The organism is Paraburkholderia unamae (genome assembly GCF_003096875.1).
Taxonomy (GTDB): Bacteria; Pseudomonadota; Gammaproteobacteria; order Burkholderiales; family Burkholderiaceae; genus Paraburkholderia; species Paraburkholderia unamae.
Genome location: NZ_QEOB01000004.1, coordinates 158,390 through 175,976 on the forward strand (window position 1 = coordinate 158,390; position 17,587 = coordinate 175,976).

Consider the following 17,587-nt stretch of genomic DNA (forward strand, 5'->3'; position numbering starts at 1 on the left):
GATATCCGAATCAAGTTGAATGCCGCGACGAAACGGTTGCCGCTTTCTGCATGGGCTCGCGTGTGCCGAGGCAGTCGAGTCCCAGGAGCGTCGCCTCGACGGCTTCGTCGAGCGGCGTATGAGGCTCGCGCCCGAGTTCGGCCACGAGTCGCGCATTCACGAGTTGCAGCGGCTCGCGCCACAAATAGCGCATCTCCATCAGTTCGCGCAACGTCGTCACGAAGGGCGACATCATGCGTACGAGCCCCCACGAAAAGCGCTTGCGTTGCGGCTCCAGTCCGTGACGCCGCGCGACGCGACAGATGGCTTCGGTGATTTGCGTGCCGTCGGCGTCCCAGTGCCCGGCCATGTGGTAGGTCGCAAACGGCGGTAGCGTGTCGCGCCGCGCGATCAGTTCGAGCATCGTGCGCGCCACGTCGGGCACGTACGACCACGCGTGGCCCACGCCGGGGCTAGCGGGTTCGCGCACGACGCACACCGGTACGCCAGGCTTGACGAGACCCTGCGCGAACCAGCTATTGGCCACGCGCGGCCCGAAAAAGTCCCCCGCTCGCACCACGATCGAGCGCACGCCGCGCTCGCTCGCGGCTTGCATGCGCCGCTCCAGTGCCACGCGAATCGCACCCTTGCGCGTGAGCGGTTGCTGCGGCGAGTCTTCGCGCAACAGCGGAAACGTCTCGGGCCCGTAGTTGTACACGGTGCCGGGCAGCACGACGGTCGCGCCGACTTTGGCCGCCGCGGCGAGCGTGTTGTCGATCATCGGCAGCACGACTTGCGCCCAGCGCTTGTAGCCCGGCGGGTTCACGGCGTGCACGATCACAGCGCACCCTTGGGCCGCGCGCAGTACGTCATCGCGCGAGAGCGCGTCGCCGTCGAGCCATTCGATACCGTCGGCGCGGCGGGCGGAATGTTCCTGTGCGGCGGGCGCGCCGCCGCGCCGCAGCGCGCGCACCTGCCAGCCGGCGTCGCGCAACTGGCGCGCGACTTCGCCGCCAATGCCTCCGCTCGCGCCGAGCACGAGCGCGTGGTCTTGCTGGTTCAGGGGAAGGGCGTTCATGTCGGTTCTCCTTGCGGGTGATCTGTCATGAAGGCCATTCTGCGCCCGGTGCCGGCAATTAAAAATTGCTGAAAACCGATGATCGACTATACATTTATGTATAGCCGTCTCCGGTCCCGATCCGAATGGTTCGGATCGGGATGACGGGTGGCCACAGGAGCATGCCTGTCATGACCGAAAGGGAACCGAGCTGGGAGTGGTACCGGAGCTTTCTCCATGTGCTGGAGACGGGCTCGCTTTCCGGGGCCGCGCGCGCGCTGGGTCTCACGCAGCCGACCGTCGGCCGCCACATCGAAAGTCTCGAAGCGGCATTGGCCGTGACGCTCTTTACACGCTCGTTCGACGGCTTTTCGCCCACCGACGCCGCCAATGAGTTGAGGCCATACGCCGTGGCCCTTGCGTCGACCACGGCCGCGTTGCGGCGGGTGGCGAGCGGTCACGGTTCCGGCGTGCGCGGCACAGTGAGGCTGACGACGAGCGAGATCATCGGCGTCGAGGTTCTGCCGCCCATCCTGGCCGGGCTGCGCAACGACTATCCGGAACTGACGATAGAACTCGTGTTGTCGAACGAGCCGGATGATCTCCTGCGCCGCGAGGCGGATATCGCGGTGCGCATGTTTCGCCCCGTGCAGGAGGCGCTGGTGGCGAAGCGCATCGGCGGGATCGAAGTCGGGCTGCACGCTCACGAACGTTATCTCGCGCAGCATGGCGTGCCTAAGTCGATGAGCGAATTGCCCCGGCACACGATCATTGGCTTCGACCGGGAGACGGCGTACATTCGCTCGCTTCAGGACAGATTCGAGGCATTCAATCGCACCAACTTCGCATTTCGGGCTGACAGCGACGTTGCGCAATTGGGCGCGATACGCGCCGGATTTGGCATCGGCGCGTGCCAGGCGCCATTGGCGGCGAGAGATGCCCGGCTGGTGCGGGTGCTCCGGCGAGAGTTCTCGCTGACGCTGGATACGTGGTTGGCCATGCACGAAGATTTGCGCGGGAGCGCGCGCTGCGCCGTGACGTTCGCGGCGCTTGCCGCCGGGCTGAAGGCGTATATCGGCGGCGATAGCCGGTTGTCGGCGCAGCGATCGGCTGCCCGTTAAAGCGTTTGTAAGAATTGCCGTTATTCCGTGCGCGGCAGGACCGCGTTCCCCGCAACGAAAAGACGACTCTGACAAGGCTTCGACATGGCGAAATTCCTCGGACCCGAGGGCCGCGAGCGCTTGCAGGCTCAGTGGAGAGCAGGTTGGTACCGGGCGAAGGCACTGACCGGGAAGCGGAGCAGATGGCCTGGCTGCTGAAAAGCACCAACGCCTTCGTCCATGTCGTGCGTCCGCGTCTCGCGGTTGCTACGGTCTGAGCGCCAGCAAGCCTTCGTCGCGAACAACGGATGCATCGACAGCAACGCAAGGCGCTTTCGGCATCATGTGGCTAAGGGGTGCGCGTGGAGGGCTTGCTGCTGTGCGGCCCGCTCCTGCGCATGCTGCTTCGCAATGTGATGTCCGACGATGCAGCCACCGACTGCGCCAACGACTGCGTGGTGGCCGGCATAGTGTCCGGCTACGCCGCCCACGACTGCGCCCTTGAGGCAGCCGGCGGCACTGGCTGGTCCGGTCGCGGCCAGTCCCAGGGCGGCAGCCGCAACGAGCGCGCTGATTCGATAATTCAGTTTCATGATGAGTACCTGCCTCGTATTACACGTTGAACCCGCTTAATAGCGCCAATCGCCACGGTCGTGCCACTGGCCTTCACGCCATTGATGCTCGCGACGTTCGTGTTCGCGCCATTCATGTTGGCGCCACTCGCGCGCGCGCCAGTCATCGTTGTCGCGATAGGCCACTGCGACCGGAGCCGGAGGAGGGGCAACGTACGCGGGTTGAACCGGAGCGTAGGCGACGCCTGGGACGCCAATCCCCAAAGCGACATCCACGTGCGCGCTTGCCGCCGTCGACGCGGCAAATGCGGCCGCGCCCAATATCACGCCGAGAACCGTCTTGTTCATTTCCGTCACTCCTTTGCACGTTGTGTGCGTTGCTGGTAAGCACGGTCTGGAGTGTAGAAGGCGGTTCAGGACACAGGTGAAACGGCGTTGCGAGATTGGTAACAGCAAATTAACGAGGCGCTTGTCTGCCGTTGTTCAACGTCGTGCGCGCCTGGAGCGGCGTGAGGTGCGGCGTGCTTATTCGAAGTCGGCCAGTTCGATAACCGGCTCGCACAAGATCGGAAAATTCACCGAATTCGCGATATAGCACTGCTCGTGCGCCGCGTGATGAAGCCGCTCGGCAACGCTGCGGTCGTCGCTCGCGCGGATCGTCACGCGCGGGCGCAGCACGATCTTCGTGAAAGCGCCGCGCTGTGGCGTATCGGCCATCGTGCCTTCGGCGTTGTCTTCATAGGCCAGCACCGCGATGCCCGCGTCGGCGCACAGGTGCAGGTACCAGAGCTTGTGGCAAGCCGACGCCGACGCCACGAGCAGGTCCTCGGGGTTCCAGCGCGCGGCGTCGCCGCGAAAGGCCGGGTCCGACGAACCGGGAATGTCCGGTTTGCCGTTCGCGCGAATGATGTGATCGCGGCCGTACTCGCGATAGCCCGAGGTGCCGGTGCCGCGGTTGCCCGTCCATTGCACCGAAACGCGGTAGGTGTGTTCGCCGTGCGCCATTTCCACTCTCCGTTTGATTGAACCTGATCGCGACCGTTTCGGCGCATTATGACAGCGTGTGGCATTTTGGTATACCATTATGCCGAAATGACCTGAGCGATACCCGCATGGAAACAAAATTCGACTCCACGGCCGACGCGGTCGCCGCTGCGCTGCGCGAGCTGATCGTAGGCGGCGAGCTGGGCGGCGGCGAGCGCCTTGTCGAGCGCGACCTGGCCGAGCGTTTCGAGGTGAGCCGCATTCCGCTGCGCGAAGCGATCCAGCAACTCGCGCGCGAGGGGCTCGTCGAGGTCTTCCGCAATCGCGGCGCGGTCGTGCGCACGCTCACGGCGCAGGACGTGGAGGAGATTTATGGCCTGCGCGTACTGCTGGAAGGCGACGCGATCTTTCGCAGCGTGAAGCGTCTCGACGAGGAAACGCTCGCGCGCGCCGAACTCGTGCATCGCCTGCTCGGCGAGGCCGCGACCACGCAAAAGCAGGGCGAACTCAACCGCGAGTTTCACGCGCTGCTCTACGGCGCATGCGGCAACGCCCGGCAGCTTGCCTCCATCCGCGAATTGCGCGCACAGGTGGAGCGCTACGAGCGTTTGCAGAACACGCTGCTGGCCGATACGCCCTCGTTTCAGGACGAGCACGTGGCGATCCTGCAAGCGTGTCATGAGCGCAATGCGCGTCGCGCGCGCGCCTTGACGGCGGCGCATCTCGACTCGGCCAGACGCATCGTGCTCGAAGTCGTGGAGCGCCTGGCGGCGTAGGCGGCGGTTGCGCGGGCAACGCCGCATGCACGCGGATTGCGCCGGTTTTTACGACATTTTTTCTTGTTGACCTGGCTGCACAACCCTAGACTGGGTGCATCGAAACGAGTGGAGACGCCATGTCGATCTCGCGTGCACCCCAGCGCCCGGGCGAGCGGGTCAACTGCATTCAGCCCGGCATGGGCCGGCTCGTGCTGCGGCGCTTCGATCCGCGCCACGACTCGTGGGAGGCGCTCACGCGGCTGCTGCATCGGGCGTTTGCGCGGCTGGCCGTGCTCGGGTTGCACTGCTCGTGCGCCGACCAGGCAGCGAGCCTCACGCGTGAACGGGCGCTGGCCGGCGACTGCTTCGTCGCCGTCTGCAACGGCAAGATCATCGGCACGCTCACCCTGGAAGGCCGCGATATCGATTCGCAATGCGAACATTATCGGCAGCGCAGCGTGGCTTCGGTTCATCAGTTCGGCATCGAGCCGAAATGGCAGAACCACGGCATTGGCCGCGCGCTGCTCGCTTTCGCGGGGCATTGGGCCGCGGCGCGCGGCTATACGCAAATCGCGCTCGACACGCCGTTCCCCGCCGCACACCTGATCGCGTTTTATCGCGCGCAGGGCTTCGGCCTTGTCGATGTCGTGCGCTTTGCCGGTCGTGGCTACGACAGCGCCGTGCTGAGCAAAGCCGCGGCGGCACGCGGCGCACAAGGGCCCGCGCACCTGCACGGCGCGTTTGCGCACGTCCCCGCGCCGAGCCCGTTTGCATGAAGGCGCGTCGTGCTCACGCCTCACGTGCCCGGGCGCTCTCGCGCTCCAGGTAGCGCAGGAATTCGTCGGCGGGCATGGCTTTCGCATAGAGCCAGCCCTGCGCATATTGCACGCCGTGCTCGCGCAGATAATCGGCCTGCGCCCGCGTTTCCACGCCCTCGGCGACCATCGCCAGGTCGAGGCTGCGCGCCATCTCGATGACATGCGGCACGATCTTGTTCATCTCCTCGCCCTTCGCGTACGAACGTATGAACGACCTGTCGATCTTGATGCCGTCCACGGGCAGGTCCTGGAGATAGGAAAGGCTCGAATAGCCGGTGCCGAAATCATCGATGAAAATGCGGTGCCCGGCCGCACGATACGCCGCGAGCGCGGGTGTGGAGCGGGCCGTGTCGATGAGCATGCGCTCGATGACTTCGAACCAGATCTGCTCGGGGCGCACCGCGTATTTTCTGAAGCAGTCCTTCAAGGTGTCGAGCACGCGCGTGCCCACGAGGTCCTCGCCCGCCAGGTTGATGGAGACGTGCAAGTCACGGCGGCGCGCCAGCACGGAGCCGGCGCCGTCGAACACGGAGTGCACGACCTGGTCGGTAATGGGCTCGATGAGGCCGAGCGATTCGGCCATGGCAATGAAGGTGTCGGGTGCAATCACGGAGCCGTCTTCGAGCTTCCAGCGCACGAGCGCTTCCGCGCCGACGCAGCGGCCGCTTTCGAGCGAAACGATGGGCTGGAGCCAGGCCACGAACTGGCGCTGCCGGATGCCCTGGAGGATCGCGTTGCGCGGCGTACGCAGCTTGCGCCGCCAGCGCATGACGAACCAGGTGCCGAGCAGGCTCGCGACGAGCGCGGGCGCGAGTACGTGTCTGAGTTGCGCGAGCGGGTTGCGGCGCACGCGGTCCTCGGGCTCGTAGGCGACCACGGCGATCGGATAGCGGTGGGAGCGCTCGACCGTGTAATAGCGCCGCTCGAAGTACGCGTTGTTGGTGTTGCGCTGTAGCGCCGCGCGCAAGAGTTCATGGTCCGCGCCTGGTGAGCGCGAGATGATCGTGCCGTCCTGCGTTTCGAGCACGGCAAGCTCGATGGTGTTGTCGAGCGGCACGATGTCGAGATAGAAGCGCGGGTCGATCACCACCACGTGATCGCCCAGGCGCACGTTGAACATGGGCCGCTCGTTGCCGCGCTTGCCCGTTTCGGTCTGCCAGGCGGTGAAGCCGGCGGCGGAGGTCCATTCGGGCGCTGGCAGCGCGGTGTCGACGCGACCGCGCGCCGAGGTGCAGCGCAGCTTGACGCCATCGGTCCAGCCGACTTCGCGGACGTATCGAAACTGTTCCTCGGTCTGGCGCAGTTGCTTCAGGTGGTCGTCCGAACACGGCGTGCCGTCGTAGCGTACAAGCTGACGCAATGCCGTTTCGGCTTCGGAGCTCACCAGTTCCGCGCGCAGCAGTGCGCGATTCGAAAACTCGTCGACCTGCTGGCGTTGCTGGCGCTCCGATACGGCGTCCGAAGCATAGACGGCGAGCGCGAGCGTGCCCAGCACGGCGAGCGCCACGATACAGAACGTCGTCAGGACGGTGAAGCGGCTGTTCATGGCGTACGATGGCGCTCCGGCTGCGCGAACGAAGACGACGCGCAACGCGAAGCCTTTGTCGATCGCCGTGGCCGATGGTAGCGTTTTTCGCGCGCCGGCGACGCGCCGCTGTCCGGCGCGGGTGAGCAAGTGCAGTGCCCGCCGGGGTTTGATTTATGCGCGCGGCATGAATGGATGGGCTTCGGCCATCATGCGCGCGCGGGGTCGATCGATCGGGAATCCTCTGCAACGACGCGGTTGCGGCCGCCTTCCTTCGCGGCATAGAGCCGCCGGTCGGCCACCGACATCAGCGTGTCGTAGTTGGCGGGGCAGTCGGCGGGACTGGCCGCCACGCCCACCGAGATCGTGAAGGCGATGTCGTCGGGATGCGCGGCGTCGCCGGGTGCGGCAGCATTTGCCGCGTGCGTCTCCACCGCGCGGCGTATGCGCTCGGCCACGTCTGCCGCCGTCGCTAGGTCCGCGCCGGGCAGCAGCGCCGCGAATTCCTCGCCGCCCACGCGCGCGGGGATGTCCACGCTGCGCAGGTTCTTGCTCAGGATGTCCGCGAAGATCACCAGCACGCGGTCGCCGGCTGCGTGGCCATAGCGGTCGTTCACGCGCTTGAAGAAGTCGATGTCGAGCATCAGCATGGCCATGGCGGGCGCCGCGCTGTCGTCGCGGCTCGCGCGTTCGAGCGTTTCGCCGAACACCTCCAGGAAGCGCCGCCGGTTCGCAAGGCCCGTGAGCGGGTCGTTGCGCGCGAGCGTTTCGAGCCGCGAGCTGGCTTCGACGTAGCGGCCGAAGATATGCGTGACGATGCGCAGCGTGCCCACGAGCAGCACGGCGATCGCCACCCATGCGACGATCAGCGGGCTGCTGAACACGCGGCGCGCGGCGGCGAGCGTGAGTTCGGTGTCGTCCGTATTGGTGAGCAGGATCCAGTGCGATTCGCCCACATGCTGATAGAGCAGATAGCGGCCGTTGTGCTGCACATAACCCTGTTCGCGCTCCATCCACGCGGGCGCCGAACGGCGCGCGAGGTCGAGCAGTGGCGCATCGAAGTTTGCCGGGCGCTGGGCGGTGATTTTGCCATCGACGAAGTAGACGAGGTCGCCGTTACTGTTCAGCAGTCCGAATTCGGTAGGCTCATTGTCCTCGGGCAGGGTTGCCGAAACGAGCTGCAACGCGAGCAGGCGAGACGGCGCGACGTCCATCACCACCGCGCCGCGAAAGCGGCCGTCCGCGTAGACGGGCGCGCTGAGCGTGGCGATCGACCCGGTCTGCTTCTCTTCCGTATAGATCGGTGTCCAGACGATCTCGCGGTTCGGGTTGTGTTCGGGAAGCTGCAAACGGTAGTACGGCATGGTGCTGAAGCGCCGCAGCAGGTCGGTCACGTGTGCGTCGCGGCGCTCGGGCGAGAGCACATACACGCCGTTGGTGGAGATATAGGCAACCGTGCTCTGGACCGTGTCGGCGTGCTGGCTGATCGCCACGAGCGGACTGATCGCGCGCGTGAGCGCGATGTCGGCCGCGAGCGTGGCGGTGTCGCGGTGAAAGCCCTCCAGTCCCGCGAGCCCTTGCGCATTGGTGCCGAACACGGGCGGGCCGTCCAATGCACCAGGCGTCTCCCATACCGGCTGGCCGCTCGCGTGCAGCGCGGCCTGCACGGCCGGGTCACCAAGCGCCGCGCGCTGCTGGCTGGGCGAGGCGAGCACGTGCTCCGCATAGTCGCGCAGGAACAAAAGGCGCCGGCGTTCCGCCGAGATCAGCGCATCCACGCCCACGGCGCGCACCTCCAGGTCGCGCTGGCGGCTTTGGAGGTCGTAGCGGGTCATGTTGTAGAGCTGCCGCAGGCCCACGAGCGTCACCAGCACCATGGCGGCGAGAAAGCACACCGTCACCACGAGGTGCGGCCGTTTCATGACCATGCTGGAGAAGCCGTGCGGCCGCGTGCGGCCTGGCGTGTGCTGCATGAAGCCCCCGGACACCGGATGAGCGCGCGCATGACGGTGCGGCGTGGCCCGGTGGCGCGGGCCGGGCATCGCGAAAAAGGATAGCATCGCGCGGCGTACGGGGGCGCGTCGCGCGCCGCGCGAACAGGGCGCGCGAATGGGCTGCGTTCAGGCGAGGGCGACGAACTCGCGCACCGTGGCCGCCGTTTCGCCCGCGCGCCAGCCGAGTGCAAGGCGCGCGCGCATGCGTACGCCGGTCACGTCGAGATAGCGCACGCCCTTCACCTGGACCTGCGCGATCGCGGCGGGCACGATCGACACGCCGAGCCCGGCCGCCACGAGGTTCACGACCGAGGCGAGTTGCGGCGCGGGCTGGGCGAGCCGGGGCGTGAAGCCCGCCTCGGCGCAGGCGCGCACGATTTCGTCGTGCATGGCGATGCCGGCGGGCGAGGGCACGAGCACGAACGCCTCGTGCGCGAGCGCGCTGAGCGGCAGGCGCCGCCGCGCGGCCAGCGCGTGGCTGGAGGGCAGCACGATCTTCATCGGCTCGTCGGGCAGCGCGTGGACTTCCACGCCCTCGGGCGGCGTGGCGCCAGGGCGGAAGAACACCGCGTCGAGCCGGCCTTGCACGAGGCCGAGCAACAACGCCGGCGTGTTCGCCTCGTCGAGCGTCAGCGCCACGTCGGGAAAGCGGGTGGTGTAGCGCTGGATCAGCGCGGGCACGACGGGGTTGAACGCAGCCGAGCCGGTAAAGCCCACGCGTATTTGCCCAGACTCGCCGCGCGCCGCGCGCTGCGCCGCCTGCTGCGCGCGTTCGGCACCCTCCAGCACGCGCCGCGCTTCCACGAGGAAGGCCGCGCCCGCCGGCGTGAGGTCGGCGCCTTGCGGCGTGCGCACGAAAAGCTCGACACCTAGTTCGCGCTCGAGCGACTTGATCTGCTGGCTGAGCGGCGGCTGGCCGATGCCGAGCTGTTCGGCCGCTCTCGTGAAATTGCGTTCGGCCGCAACGGCGGCGAAATAGCGGAGATGGCGGAGTTCCATGCTAGTGCTGAAATGTATGGCGTGGGCTGGTTCCATATATTGGACAGTATAGCGTTGCGAGCAGGACAATCGGACGCATTCCAGTCGCTCCCAACAAGGTTGACAGCATGAACTCTCCCATTTCGGCCCCCGCGCGCGACGCTTCAGGCGTGCTGCCGGGCTCCTCCGCTTATCGCCGCATTGGCGTGGCGCTCTTTCTCGCCGGCTTTTCCACGTTTTCGCTGCTCTATTGCGTGCAGCCGCTCATGCCCGTGTTCGCGAGCGAGTTCCACGTGGGCGCCGCGCAAAGCTCGCTTGCGCTCTCGCTTTCCACGGGCTTTCTCGCCGTCGCGATTCTCTGCGCGGGCGCGCTTTCGGAACGGCTCGGCCGGCGCGGCCTGATTTTCGCCTCCATGATCCTCGCCGCGCTTTTCAACGTGCTCGCCGCGCTGGAGCCGGGCTGGCACGGCGTGCTCGTCGCGCGCGCGCTGGAGGGGCTTGCGCTCGGCGGCGTGCCCGCCGTGGCGATGGCGTATCTCGCGGAGGAAATCGAGGCGGGCGGGCTGGGCCTCGCGATGGGTCTTTACGTGGGCGGCACGGCCTTCGGCGGCATGATCGGCCGCGTGGGCATGAGCTATATGAGCGACCATGTTTCATGGCGCGCGGCCATGCTGACGATCGGCGTGATCGACGTGATCGCGGCTGTCGTGTTCCTCTTGCTGCTGCCGCCCTCGCGCCGCTTCGTGCGCCGCGCGGACCTGAGTCCGGCGCATCACGTGGCGCTGTGGCGCAAGCATCTTTCATCGTCCACGCTCGCCGCCGTGTTCGCCACGGGCTGCCTCGCCATGGGCGTGTTCGTGACGATCTACAACTACGCGGGCTTTCGCCTGCTCGCGCCGCCGTTCGCGCTGGACGCCACGCAAACCGGCTTGATCTTCTGCGCGTATCTGTTCGGCATCGTGGCGGCGTCGGTCTCCGGCGCGCTCGCGGACCGCTGGGGGCGCGCGCTGGTGCTCGGCAGCGGCGTCGCCATCGCGGCGATCGGCGTGGCGCTCACGCTCTTTCATACGCTCGCGCCGGTCGTGCTCGGCATCGTCGTGCTAACTGTGGGCTTCTTCACGACGCATTCGGTCGCGAGCGGCTGGGTCGGGCAACTCGCCGACGGCGCAAAAGGCCACGCCACCTCGCTCTATCTGCTCGCGTATTACCTCGGCTCCAGCGTGCTCGGCTCGTGGGGCGGGTGGTTCTGGCAAAACGGACAGTGGACGGCGGTGGCGGGCTTTTCGTTCGCACTGCTTGCGGGTTGCGGCGCGCTCGCGATCGTCATCGCACGCGCGCAGGCGGGCCGGGCGAAGGCCAGTGCCTCATGAGCGTCTGATCTTCGCCTGCCCGGTGCGCCCTAGCCGCGCCACGCGGAATGGCGGATCACGCTACAGAAGTTGCCCGCGTGGAAATGCGGTTCCTTGTCGGCGAGCACGTCGGCCTTCACGTTGCCGAAAGTCGTTGCGGGCTTGTGCTTGATGCCGTCGTAGAAGGTCTGGATGATGTCCTCCTTGAAGTGCTCGGTGCGCGGATGCGCGTGCACCACGGCCTCGCGCTGGGCGTCGCTGAACTGGTCGTAGGCCATGCCGAGCACGTCCATTTCCACGCCCGCGGTCACGAGCGCGACCACTGGATGCATGTGCTGCGGAATACCCGGCGTCGTATGCAGCGCGATGGCGGTCCACACGAGGTCGATGTCCTGCTGCGAAATGCCGTGGCTGCGCAGGAAGTCGCGCGCGGCGTTCGCGCCGTCCACTTCGAAGCGTTCGTGCTCGCTGCTGTGAGCGTGCGTGAGGCCCATGTCGTGGAACATCGCGCCCGCGTAGAGCAGTTCGCGGTCGAATTTCAGGCCGCGCCGCTGGCCCGTGAGCGCGCCGAAGTAGTAGACGCGGCTCGAATGGTGGAACAGCAGCGGCGACTCGGTGTCGCGCACGAGTTCGGTGATTTCGCGGGCCAGCTTGCTGTCGGGGATGGCGACATCGGCGAGGGTCGGGCTCATGATGATGCTCCGTCGTGGTGGGGATGAGCTTCATTCTGGTCCGCGCGGGCGCTGTCCTCAATCGACGCATACCGTCGTTTCCTGCCAAATCGGCCGCAATACGTGCACCGAACCGGCGCACGCAAACGTTCACTTGATCCGCCGCGCATCGAAGGGCGCCGCGAACGGTAAAATTTCTCCGCTGCACCGTATTAGCGGCGATAATCGGCAAAATCGATTCGATCGGCGCGCAATTACGATGCGCCATGCATGGGCCGTGAGGGGTTCCGGCCTGCGAATAAATCGGGCGGTCGAGTCGTTTTGGCCGTACGGGGACGTCCGGGCCGGGGCAATCCGGTCACGGGCATGCGGCAGACGGCGCTTTGGCGCGCAATGGCATCATCACTTCGCGTCGTTGCGTGTCTTTGCGTGTCTTTGCGTGTCGTTGCAGGGCGCGCTGCGCCAACCAGCTCGGTAAAACAAGAAACCACGCGACAGACTATGTATTCGATCCTGCCAGCGTTCGTATCCGCATTATTTCTCGGATTCGGCGTCTACGTGCTCTTGACCGAGGGCCTCACGCGCCTTTCGGTGCCGTTCGCCCTGATGTGCGCGACCACGTTCTTCTGGCAAGGCACGTGGGCCTTCCTGTTCCAGACTTCCGATCCGGAACTCTCCGGCGTGCTGGTCAAGGTCGGCTACTTCTTTATTCTCTTTTTGCCCACCACGTTTTATCACTTCGTGACCGAAGTGAGCGCGCGGCGTGGCGAACGCCCGCTGCTGATTGCCTCGTATGCGCTGAGCGTGCTGCTCGCGGTGCTGCTGCTCGCGAGCGACGCCGTCGTGGACGGCTACGGCACGTTCTTCTTCGGCAAGTATCCGAAGGCCGGCATGCTGCATCCCGTGCATGTGGCGCAAACGGTGCTGCTCGCGTGCCGCAGCGCCTGGCTGCTGTTCGCCGCGCGCCGCCAGACGCAGGCGCACGACCGCCGCACGCTGCTCGACCTCTGCGTGTTGAGCCTCGGCCTCTACGCGCTCGCCGCCACCGACTACGCCGTGAATTACGGCTTCGCGTTCTATCCCGCGGGCGCCGTGTTCATCGCCATCAGTCTCGGCATACTCGCGGTCACGATCGTGCGCTATGGGCTCATGCGCCCTTACCTCATCGCGGCCACCGTGGCGCACGAGGTCGCCACGCCGCTCGCGGCCATCGGCATGCATGCCGAGGAAATCGGCAACGTGTTGCCCGAACTGATGCGCGGCTACCAGCTGGCCGTGCAGCACCAGCTATGCGTGGACGGGCTGTATCCGGGGCAGTCCGAGCGGCTCTCGTCGCTGGCCACCTCCATCCGCCGCCAGGTGGACAGCACGAGCACCGTGGTCGAGATGTCGCTTGCCTCGTTCACGCTCGACCGGCTCGACCGGCGCAGCTTCGAGACCTACCCGGTGCGCTCCTGCGTGAACGCCGCGCTGGAGCGTTTTCCGTTTCGCCCCGGCGAGCGCGACATGGTGGAGGTCGCGCCCATGGACGCGCAACTGAGCTTCTCGGGTTCGGATTCGCTCGTGGTATTCGTGCTGTTCAATCTGCTGAAAAACGCGCTGTTCGCCATTCACGCGGAAAGCGCGGAACGCCCAGGCGATTACGCGGGTCGTGTGGAGATCAGCGCGACGAGCGAAGCCGGCTTTTGCGTGCTGCGCTTTGCCGATAACGGTTGCGGCATTCCCGCCGATATTCTGCCGCGCGTTTTCGATCCGTTTTATTCGACGAAGTCGCATGGGCGCGGCACCGGCATGGGTCTCACGTTCTGCCGCCGCGTGGCCGAGGCGCTGGGCGGCACGATCACCTGCGAATCGCAGGCGCATGTTCATACGACCTTCACGATCCGGCTGCCGGAGCCGGGCACGAGCGCCGACCGCGCGCTGCACGACGCACCGGCGAAACCCCGCCGTTGGCCAGCGGGGCAGGATTTCGCCGGTTGATTCATGCAGCCAGTCTCATGTGATGGCCATCACATGTGCTGGATCATGCCGCCTAGTTGGAACCGGCGGGCAGAATCAATTCGTACTCTTTCACGCGCTCGATGATGCCGGGCGGAAAACGGCGAATACGTTTGTCGGTACCGGCAAACAGAATTTGCTGATAACCGAGCGAGACGGGCCGCCCGTCCACGCAAAAGCGGAACACGAGATACGCCGAGCACTGACGCACCTGGAAGGTGTTGAGATAGCAATCGACGCGCTGGAACGGAAAGGTTTCCTGCACGTACTCCTGGTGCGCGCGTTTGGTGACGAACACACCGCCCGCGGCGAGCAGGTTGTTGTGAATGCACTCATGAAACCAGCGCTCCCGGCAAATGCCTTGCCATTCGAAATAACGGGCGAAATACGTATTCATGAAGGCGTTCGAATCCTTCAGGTAGATATCGATGACATGGTGAAACGTTTTGCTCGGCGTAGCTTCCATGAATTCGTCGGAGAATCCGGCGGTGCCACGGGAAAGGACGGCGGGAATGGATTCGCGTGCGTACATCAGAATGACTCCAGATAGGAACTGCATGCGGCAGTCGCGCATGCCTTCTGAAAGAGAAGGCATACCGGCATTCTCTTCGCCTTCCCCTGAGTTCAATACCGTGCGGCCCACATACGTAAAGCGCTCCATGCGCGCCGGGTGCGATAAACGTTTGCGCGGCGTTTTCAGGTTCGCGCGGCCCGCCTGGCGTTTGCAACGGACGCGGGTTCGGGTTGCTGTGTCCAGGCGTCACGCCTCATAATCGACATGTTTACCTCGCGGCGCGGCAGGCACACAGCGCGCCGCAGCAGGCGCGGCGCGCTTACCGAGATCCAGCATGAGTTCCATCGTCAGACAGCCGGTTTATCATCCCGTCTCCGTCGTATTCATCGACGACAGCCCCGATTTTCTTTACGCGCTGCGCGGCCTCTTTCCCGGCGCGGGCACGGACCGCTATTTCACGAGCACCCGCGAAGCCCTGGCCTACGTCGCCGCGCACGAGTCCCGCCAGGCGGCGCACAACCCCACGGCGGGCGCCGCGTGGTCGGCATTCGAGAAGCGGGGCGGCAACGCGCTGGGCGAAGACGTGATGGCCGACGCGCAGCGCTTTCGCGATATCGCCGCGCTCGTGGTGGACTACGAAATGCCGGACATGACCGGCGTGGAGTTTCTGGCTTCCGTGAAAGACGTGGCGTGCACGCGCATCCTGCTCACGGCCACGGCCGACGAATCGCATGCGGTCGAGGCCTTCAACGCGGGCCTCATCGACTTCTACGTGAAGAAGTCCGATCCCGCCATGACGCGCAAGCTGCGCGGTGCGATCGACGATGCAAAACGCAAGTTCTGCGCGCGGCGCGGGCATATCGGCGTGCATGGCGTGGGTGCGATCTACGCGAACCGGCGCACGGCCGACGTGCTGCACGAACTCGCGCTGCGCGAGCGCATTGTCGAATACTACTGGCGGCCCGAACAGAATGCCGTGCTGACCTTCGACGCCGAAGGCAATGCGGGCGTGTTTCTCGCGTGGGACAGCCGCGACTGGGCGGCGCAATGCGATGTGGTGACCGACGAGGGCGGCCCCGCGGCGTTGCGCGAGGAGATGGCGGCGCGCCGCATCATGCCGGTGTACTGGCCCAACGAAGCGTACCGGCCGGGCATGGCGCGCGTGGAGTTCGCCACGCCCGAGCCGGTGCCGGGCCTTGACGACGCGCATACGAGCTGGACCCGCATCGACGACGCGGGCCTTGCGCCCGAACTGATCACGTTCGCAGCCTGGCGGGCTGCGCAAGGCGCGCAGGATGAGGGCGGCCACCTTGCGTGAACGGAGTTTTCAAATCCGCGAATTAGCGTGGATTTAAAGCCGCTTTAAAGCCACTTTAAAGTCGATTTAAAGTGGCTTTTATCACCGCAATCAGAACGTTTCCCAATCCGCGTTATCGTTCGATGCCGTAACGGCGGGTGCAGCCGTGGCGGTCGCAGGGGCCACTGTTGTGGCCTTGTGCGCGGGGCCCGGTTTTGCACTGGAAAGCGCCGGGCGCTTGAGCGGCGCGGCAGGCGCGGCGGGGCGCACGGCGCGCGCGCTTTGCGCCGGAATCGATGCCGCCGGTTTGGCCGACGCCGACGCCGCCGCTGCCACCGCCATCGGTGCGGACTGCGCCCCGATCCGGAACACCGTCACGACCTCGCGCAAACCGTTCGACTGCGCGGCCATCGACTGCGCCGCCGCCGAAGCTTCCTCCACGAGCGCCGCGTTCTGTTGTGTCACTTCGTCCATCTGCGCGACGGCGCGGTTCACCTGCTCGATGCCGGTGTGCTGCTCCGCCGAAGCGGCTGCGATCTCGCCCATCAGGTCCGCCACGCGGCGCGCCGAGATCACCACTTCGTCGATCGTGCGGCCTGCTTCGTCTACGAGCCTCGTGCCTTCCGACACCTGCGACACCGACTGCCCGATCAGCTCCTTGATCTCCTTGGCGGCGGTCGCGCTGCGCTGCGCGAGGCTGCGCACCTCGCCCGCCACGACCGCGAAACCGCGTCCCTGGTCGCCCGCGCGCGCCGCTTCCACGGCGGCGTTGAGCGCGAGAATGTTGGTCTGGAAAGCAATGCCGTCGATCACGCCGATGATCTGCTCAACGCGCTGCGAGCTGCTCGAAATCTCGTTCATCGTTTCGACCACGCGGCGCACGACCTCGCCGCCGCGCGCGGCCACTTCCGATGCGTTGACGGCGAGCGTATTGCCCTGGCGTGCGTTGTCGGTGTTGTGCTTGACGGTGGCCGTGAGTTCTTCCATGCTCGCCGCCGTTTCCTCCAGCGAGGCGGCCTGTTCCTCGGTGCGCGAGGAAAGGTCCATGTTGCCGGCCGCGATTTCCTTCGCGCCGGTCGTGATCGACTCGGCCGAGGTCTGGATGCGCTGCACGGTCTCGACGAGCTGGCGCTGCATCTGCCGCATCGCGTGGAGCAGGCTGCGCTGATCGCCCGCCGCGAGATCCACGTGGGCCGTGAGATCGCCCTCGGCGATGCGCTGGCAGATTTGCGCGGCATACTCGGGCTCGCCGCCCAGGCTCGCGCGAATGCTGCGGATGAGCCACAGCAGCCCGAGCATCACCGCCACGCCAATCACGGCGACGAGCGCGAGATTGCGGAGCAGTGCGCCTTCGAACGCGTCGTCGATGTCATCGGAATAGACGCCCGTGAAGACGTGCCAGTCCCAGCCCGGCACGACGGCCGCATAGGTGATCTTTTCGACCGGCGCGCTCTTGCCCGGCTTCGGCCACCAGTAGCTGCTGTAGCCGTCGCCGCCTGCCGACGAGCTCTTGATGATTTCGAGCGCGATATGCGTGCCGCGCGGGTCCGTCAGGTCCGCCTGGCTCTTGCCTTCCAGGTCGGGCTTGGGCGGCACGAGCAGGGCCACGGTGTTGCTGTCGTAAATGCCGAAGTAGCCGCTCTGGTCGTCGCCGTAGCGCATGCCGCGCAGCGTGGCGATGGCCAGACGCTTCGCGTCGTCGGCGCTCATGCGGCCGGCCTCCGCTTCTTTCTTGTAATACGTGATCGCGCCCATGGCCGTTTGCGTTTCCTGCTCGAGCAGGGCCTTGCGGTCCTCCAGCATGCCCGTGCGCGTCATGAAGGCGTTCACCACCACCAGTACGACGAGTGCCACCCACAGGAGCGCGACGATGCTCCAGGCTTTCTGATTCAACGTTATCCGCTTCACGTTCGCTTTTCTCCTGCCTTCCTCGATAGTGTTCTCGCGGCGGCCCGGAGCCGCGCCGCCGTCATGTTTAACGGACGTTTTGAGC

At 66.0% G+C, this 17,587-nt stretch carries 16 protein-coding genes; 6 read left to right on the forward strand and 10 right to left on the reverse strand.

Going from position 1 to position 17,587, the window contains the following annotated elements; genetic code table 11:
• Positions 1–10: 10 nt before the first annotated feature.
• The gene (locus tag C7402_RS10145; RefSeq protein ID WP_116610552.1) at positions 11–1,057 is read right to left on the reverse strand and encodes an NAD-dependent epimerase/dehydratase family protein; all 1,047 of its coding nucleotides are present in this window, start codon (positions 1,055–1,057) and stop codon (positions 11–13) included.
• A gap of 170 nt (positions 1,058–1,227) precedes the next feature.
• Between C7402_RS10145 and C7402_RS10150 the strand changes: the two genes are divergently transcribed.
• Positions 1,228–2,157: a LysR family transcriptional regulator gene (locus C7402_RS10150; protein WP_112170580.1), complete on the forward strand. Its 930-nt coding sequence runs from the start codon at positions 1,228–1,230 to the stop codon at positions 2,155–2,157.
• 320 nt (positions 2,158–2,477) lie between these two features.
• Here C7402_RS10150 and C7402_RS47650 read toward each other — a convergent pair whose 3' ends face one another.
• The 3 genes from C7402_RS47650 to C7402_RS10165 all read right to left on the reverse strand — a co-directional run bounded on the left by C7402_RS47650 (position 2,478) and on the right by C7402_RS10165 (position 3,713).
• Positions 2,478–2,729 carry a hypothetical protein gene (locus C7402_RS47650; RefSeq protein WP_112170579.1) on the reverse strand — a complete coding sequence of 84 codons (252 nt, stop codon included), beginning with the start codon at positions 2,727–2,729 and terminating at the stop codon, positions 2,478–2,480.
• A 36-nt stretch (positions 2,730–2,765) separates the two neighbouring features.
• Positions 2,766–3,056, reverse strand: a complete 291-nt coding sequence (locus C7402_RS10160) for a hypothetical protein (RefSeq protein WP_116610553.1) — start codon at positions 3,054–3,056, stop codon at positions 2,766–2,768.
• Positions 3,057–3,233: 177 nt separating this feature from the next.
• Positions 3,234–3,713, reverse strand: coding sequence for an OsmC family protein (locus C7402_RS10165; RefSeq protein ID WP_116610554.1), 480 nt, complete (start codon positions 3,711–3,713; stop codon positions 3,234–3,236).
• A 107-nt stretch (positions 3,714–3,820) separates the two neighbouring features.
• Here C7402_RS10165 and C7402_RS10170 point away from each other — a divergent pair, with 107 nt between their 5' ends.
• Together C7402_RS10170 and C7402_RS10175 are read left to right on the forward strand one after the other, a co-directional pair.
• Positions 3,821–4,468 (forward strand): GntR family transcriptional regulator, encoded by a 648-nt coding sequence (locus tag C7402_RS10170; protein WP_112170576.1) that lies wholly within the window; start codon positions 3,821–3,823, stop codon positions 4,466–4,468.
• Positions 4,469–4,647: 179 nt separating this feature from the next.
• A complete protein-coding gene (locus C7402_RS10175) occupies positions 4,648–5,226 on the forward strand; it encodes a GNAT family N-acetyltransferase (protein WP_244314818.1) in 579 nt (192 codons plus the stop codon).
• Positions 5,227–5,239: 13 nt separating this feature from the next.
• On the opposite strand, the gene C7402_RS10180 is transcribed toward C7402_RS10175, so the two are convergent.
• From C7402_RS10180 to C7402_RS10190, 3 genes are all read right to left on the reverse strand, one after another.
• The gene (locus C7402_RS10180) at positions 5,240–6,814 is read right to left on the reverse strand and encodes an EAL domain-containing protein (RefSeq protein ID WP_133254453.1); all 1,575 of its coding nucleotides are present in this window, start codon (positions 6,812–6,814) and stop codon (positions 5,240–5,242) included.
• Between the two features lie 188 nt (positions 6,815–7,002).
• Entirely contained in the window at positions 7,003–8,715 is a 1,713-nt protein-coding gene (locus tag C7402_RS10185; RefSeq protein WP_165841857.1) for a diguanylate cyclase, read from the reverse strand.
• A 198-nt stretch (positions 8,716–8,913) separates the two neighbouring features.
• Entirely contained in the window at positions 8,914–9,786 is an 873-nt protein-coding gene (locus tag C7402_RS10190) for a LysR substrate-binding domain-containing protein (RefSeq protein WP_116610557.1), read from the reverse strand.
• 107 nt (positions 9,787–9,893) lie between these two features.
• On the opposite strand from C7402_RS10190, the gene C7402_RS10195 reads away from it, so the two are divergent.
• Positions 9,894–11,135, forward strand: a complete 1,242-nt coding sequence (locus C7402_RS10195; RefSeq protein ID WP_112170571.1) for an MFS transporter — start codon at positions 9,894–9,896, stop codon at positions 11,133–11,135.
• Between the two features lie 29 nt (positions 11,136–11,164).
• Here the strand turns inward: C7402_RS10195 and C7402_RS10200 are convergent, their stop codons facing one another.
• Positions 11,165–11,806, reverse strand: coding sequence for an HD domain-containing protein (locus tag C7402_RS10200; RefSeq protein ID WP_112170570.1), 642 nt, complete (start codon positions 11,804–11,806; stop codon positions 11,165–11,167).
• 480 nt (positions 11,807–12,286) lie between these two features.
• On the opposite strand from C7402_RS10200, the gene C7402_RS10205 reads away from it, so the two are divergent.
• Complete coding sequence (locus C7402_RS10205) at positions 12,287–13,765, forward strand: sensor histidine kinase (protein ID WP_116610558.1); 1,479 nt, start codon at positions 12,287–12,289, stop codon at positions 13,763–13,765.
• Between the two features lie 52 nt (positions 13,766–13,817).
• Here the strand turns inward: C7402_RS10205 and C7402_RS10210 are convergent, their stop codons facing one another.
• Complete coding sequence (locus C7402_RS10210) at positions 13,818–14,315, reverse strand: acyl-CoA thioesterase (protein ID WP_112170568.1); 498 nt, start codon at positions 14,313–14,315, stop codon at positions 13,818–13,820.
• 316 nt (positions 14,316–14,631) lie between these two features.
• On the opposite strand from C7402_RS10210, the gene C7402_RS10215 reads away from it, so the two are divergent.
• Positions 14,632–15,615, forward strand: coding sequence for a response regulator (locus tag C7402_RS10215; RefSeq protein WP_112170567.1), 984 nt, complete (start codon positions 14,632–14,634; stop codon positions 15,613–15,615).
• A 90-nt stretch (positions 15,616–15,705) separates the two neighbouring features.
• Here the strand turns inward: C7402_RS10215 and C7402_RS10220 are convergent, their stop codons facing one another.
• Positions 15,706–17,502 carry a methyl-accepting chemotaxis protein gene (locus tag C7402_RS10220; RefSeq protein WP_244314808.1) on the reverse strand — a complete coding sequence of 599 codons (1,797 nt, stop codon included), beginning with the start codon at positions 17,500–17,502 and terminating at the stop codon, positions 15,706–15,708.
• Positions 17,503–17,587: the final 85 nt, after the last annotated feature.

Excerpts from the sequence above, each read along its gene's own strand:
- C7402_RS10145 (WP_116610552.1), bottom strand. The coding sequence starts at position 1,057 with ATGAACGCCCTTCCCCTGAACCAGCAAGACCACGCGCTCGTGCTCGGC.
- C7402_RS10150 (WP_112170580.1), top strand. The coding sequence starts at position 1,228 with ATGACCGAAAGGGAACCGAGCTGGGAGTGGTACCGGAGCTTTCTCCAT.
- C7402_RS47650 (WP_112170579.1), bottom strand. The coding sequence starts at position 2,729 with ATGAAACTGAATTATCGAATCAGCGCGCTCGTTGCGGCTGCCGCCCTG.
- C7402_RS10160 (WP_116610553.1), bottom strand. The coding sequence starts at position 3,056 with ATGAACAAGACGGTTCTCGGCGTGATATTGGGCGCGGCCGCATTTGCC.
- C7402_RS10165 (WP_116610554.1), bottom strand. The coding sequence starts at position 3,713 with ATGGCGCACGGCGAACACACCTACCGCGTTTCGGTGCAATGGACGGGC.
- C7402_RS10170 (WP_112170576.1), top strand. The coding sequence starts at position 3,821 with ATGGAAACAAAATTCGACTCCACGGCCGACGCGGTCGCCGCTGCGCTG.
- C7402_RS10175 (WP_244314818.1), top strand. The coding sequence starts at position 4,648 with ATGGGCCGGCTCGTGCTGCGGCGCTTCGATCCGCGCCACGACTCGTGG.
- C7402_RS10180 (WP_133254453.1), bottom strand. The coding sequence starts at position 6,814 with ATGAACAGCCGCTTCACCGTCCTGACGACGTTCTGTATCGTGGCGCTC.
- C7402_RS10185 (WP_165841857.1), bottom strand. The coding sequence starts at position 8,715 with ATGAAACGGCCGCACCTCGTGGTGACGGTGTGCTTTCTCGCCGCCATG.
- C7402_RS10190 (WP_116610557.1), bottom strand. The coding sequence starts at position 9,786 with ATGGAACTCCGCCATCTCCGCTATTTCGCCGCCGTTGCGGCCGAACGC.
- C7402_RS10195 (WP_112170571.1), top strand. The coding sequence starts at position 9,894 with ATGAACTCTCCCATTTCGGCCCCCGCGCGCGACGCTTCAGGCGTGCTG.
- C7402_RS10200 (WP_112170570.1), bottom strand. The coding sequence starts at position 11,806 with ATGAGCCCGACCCTCGCCGATGTCGCCATCCCCGACAGCAAGCTGGCC.
- C7402_RS10205 (WP_116610558.1), top strand. The coding sequence starts at position 12,287 with ATGTATTCGATCCTGCCAGCGTTCGTATCCGCATTATTTCTCGGATTC.
- C7402_RS10210 (WP_112170568.1), bottom strand. The coding sequence starts at position 14,315 with ATGTACGCACGCGAATCCATTCCCGCCGTCCTTTCCCGTGGCACCGCC.
- C7402_RS10215 (WP_112170567.1), top strand. The coding sequence starts at position 14,632 with ATGAGTTCCATCGTCAGACAGCCGGTTTATCATCCCGTCTCCGTCGTA.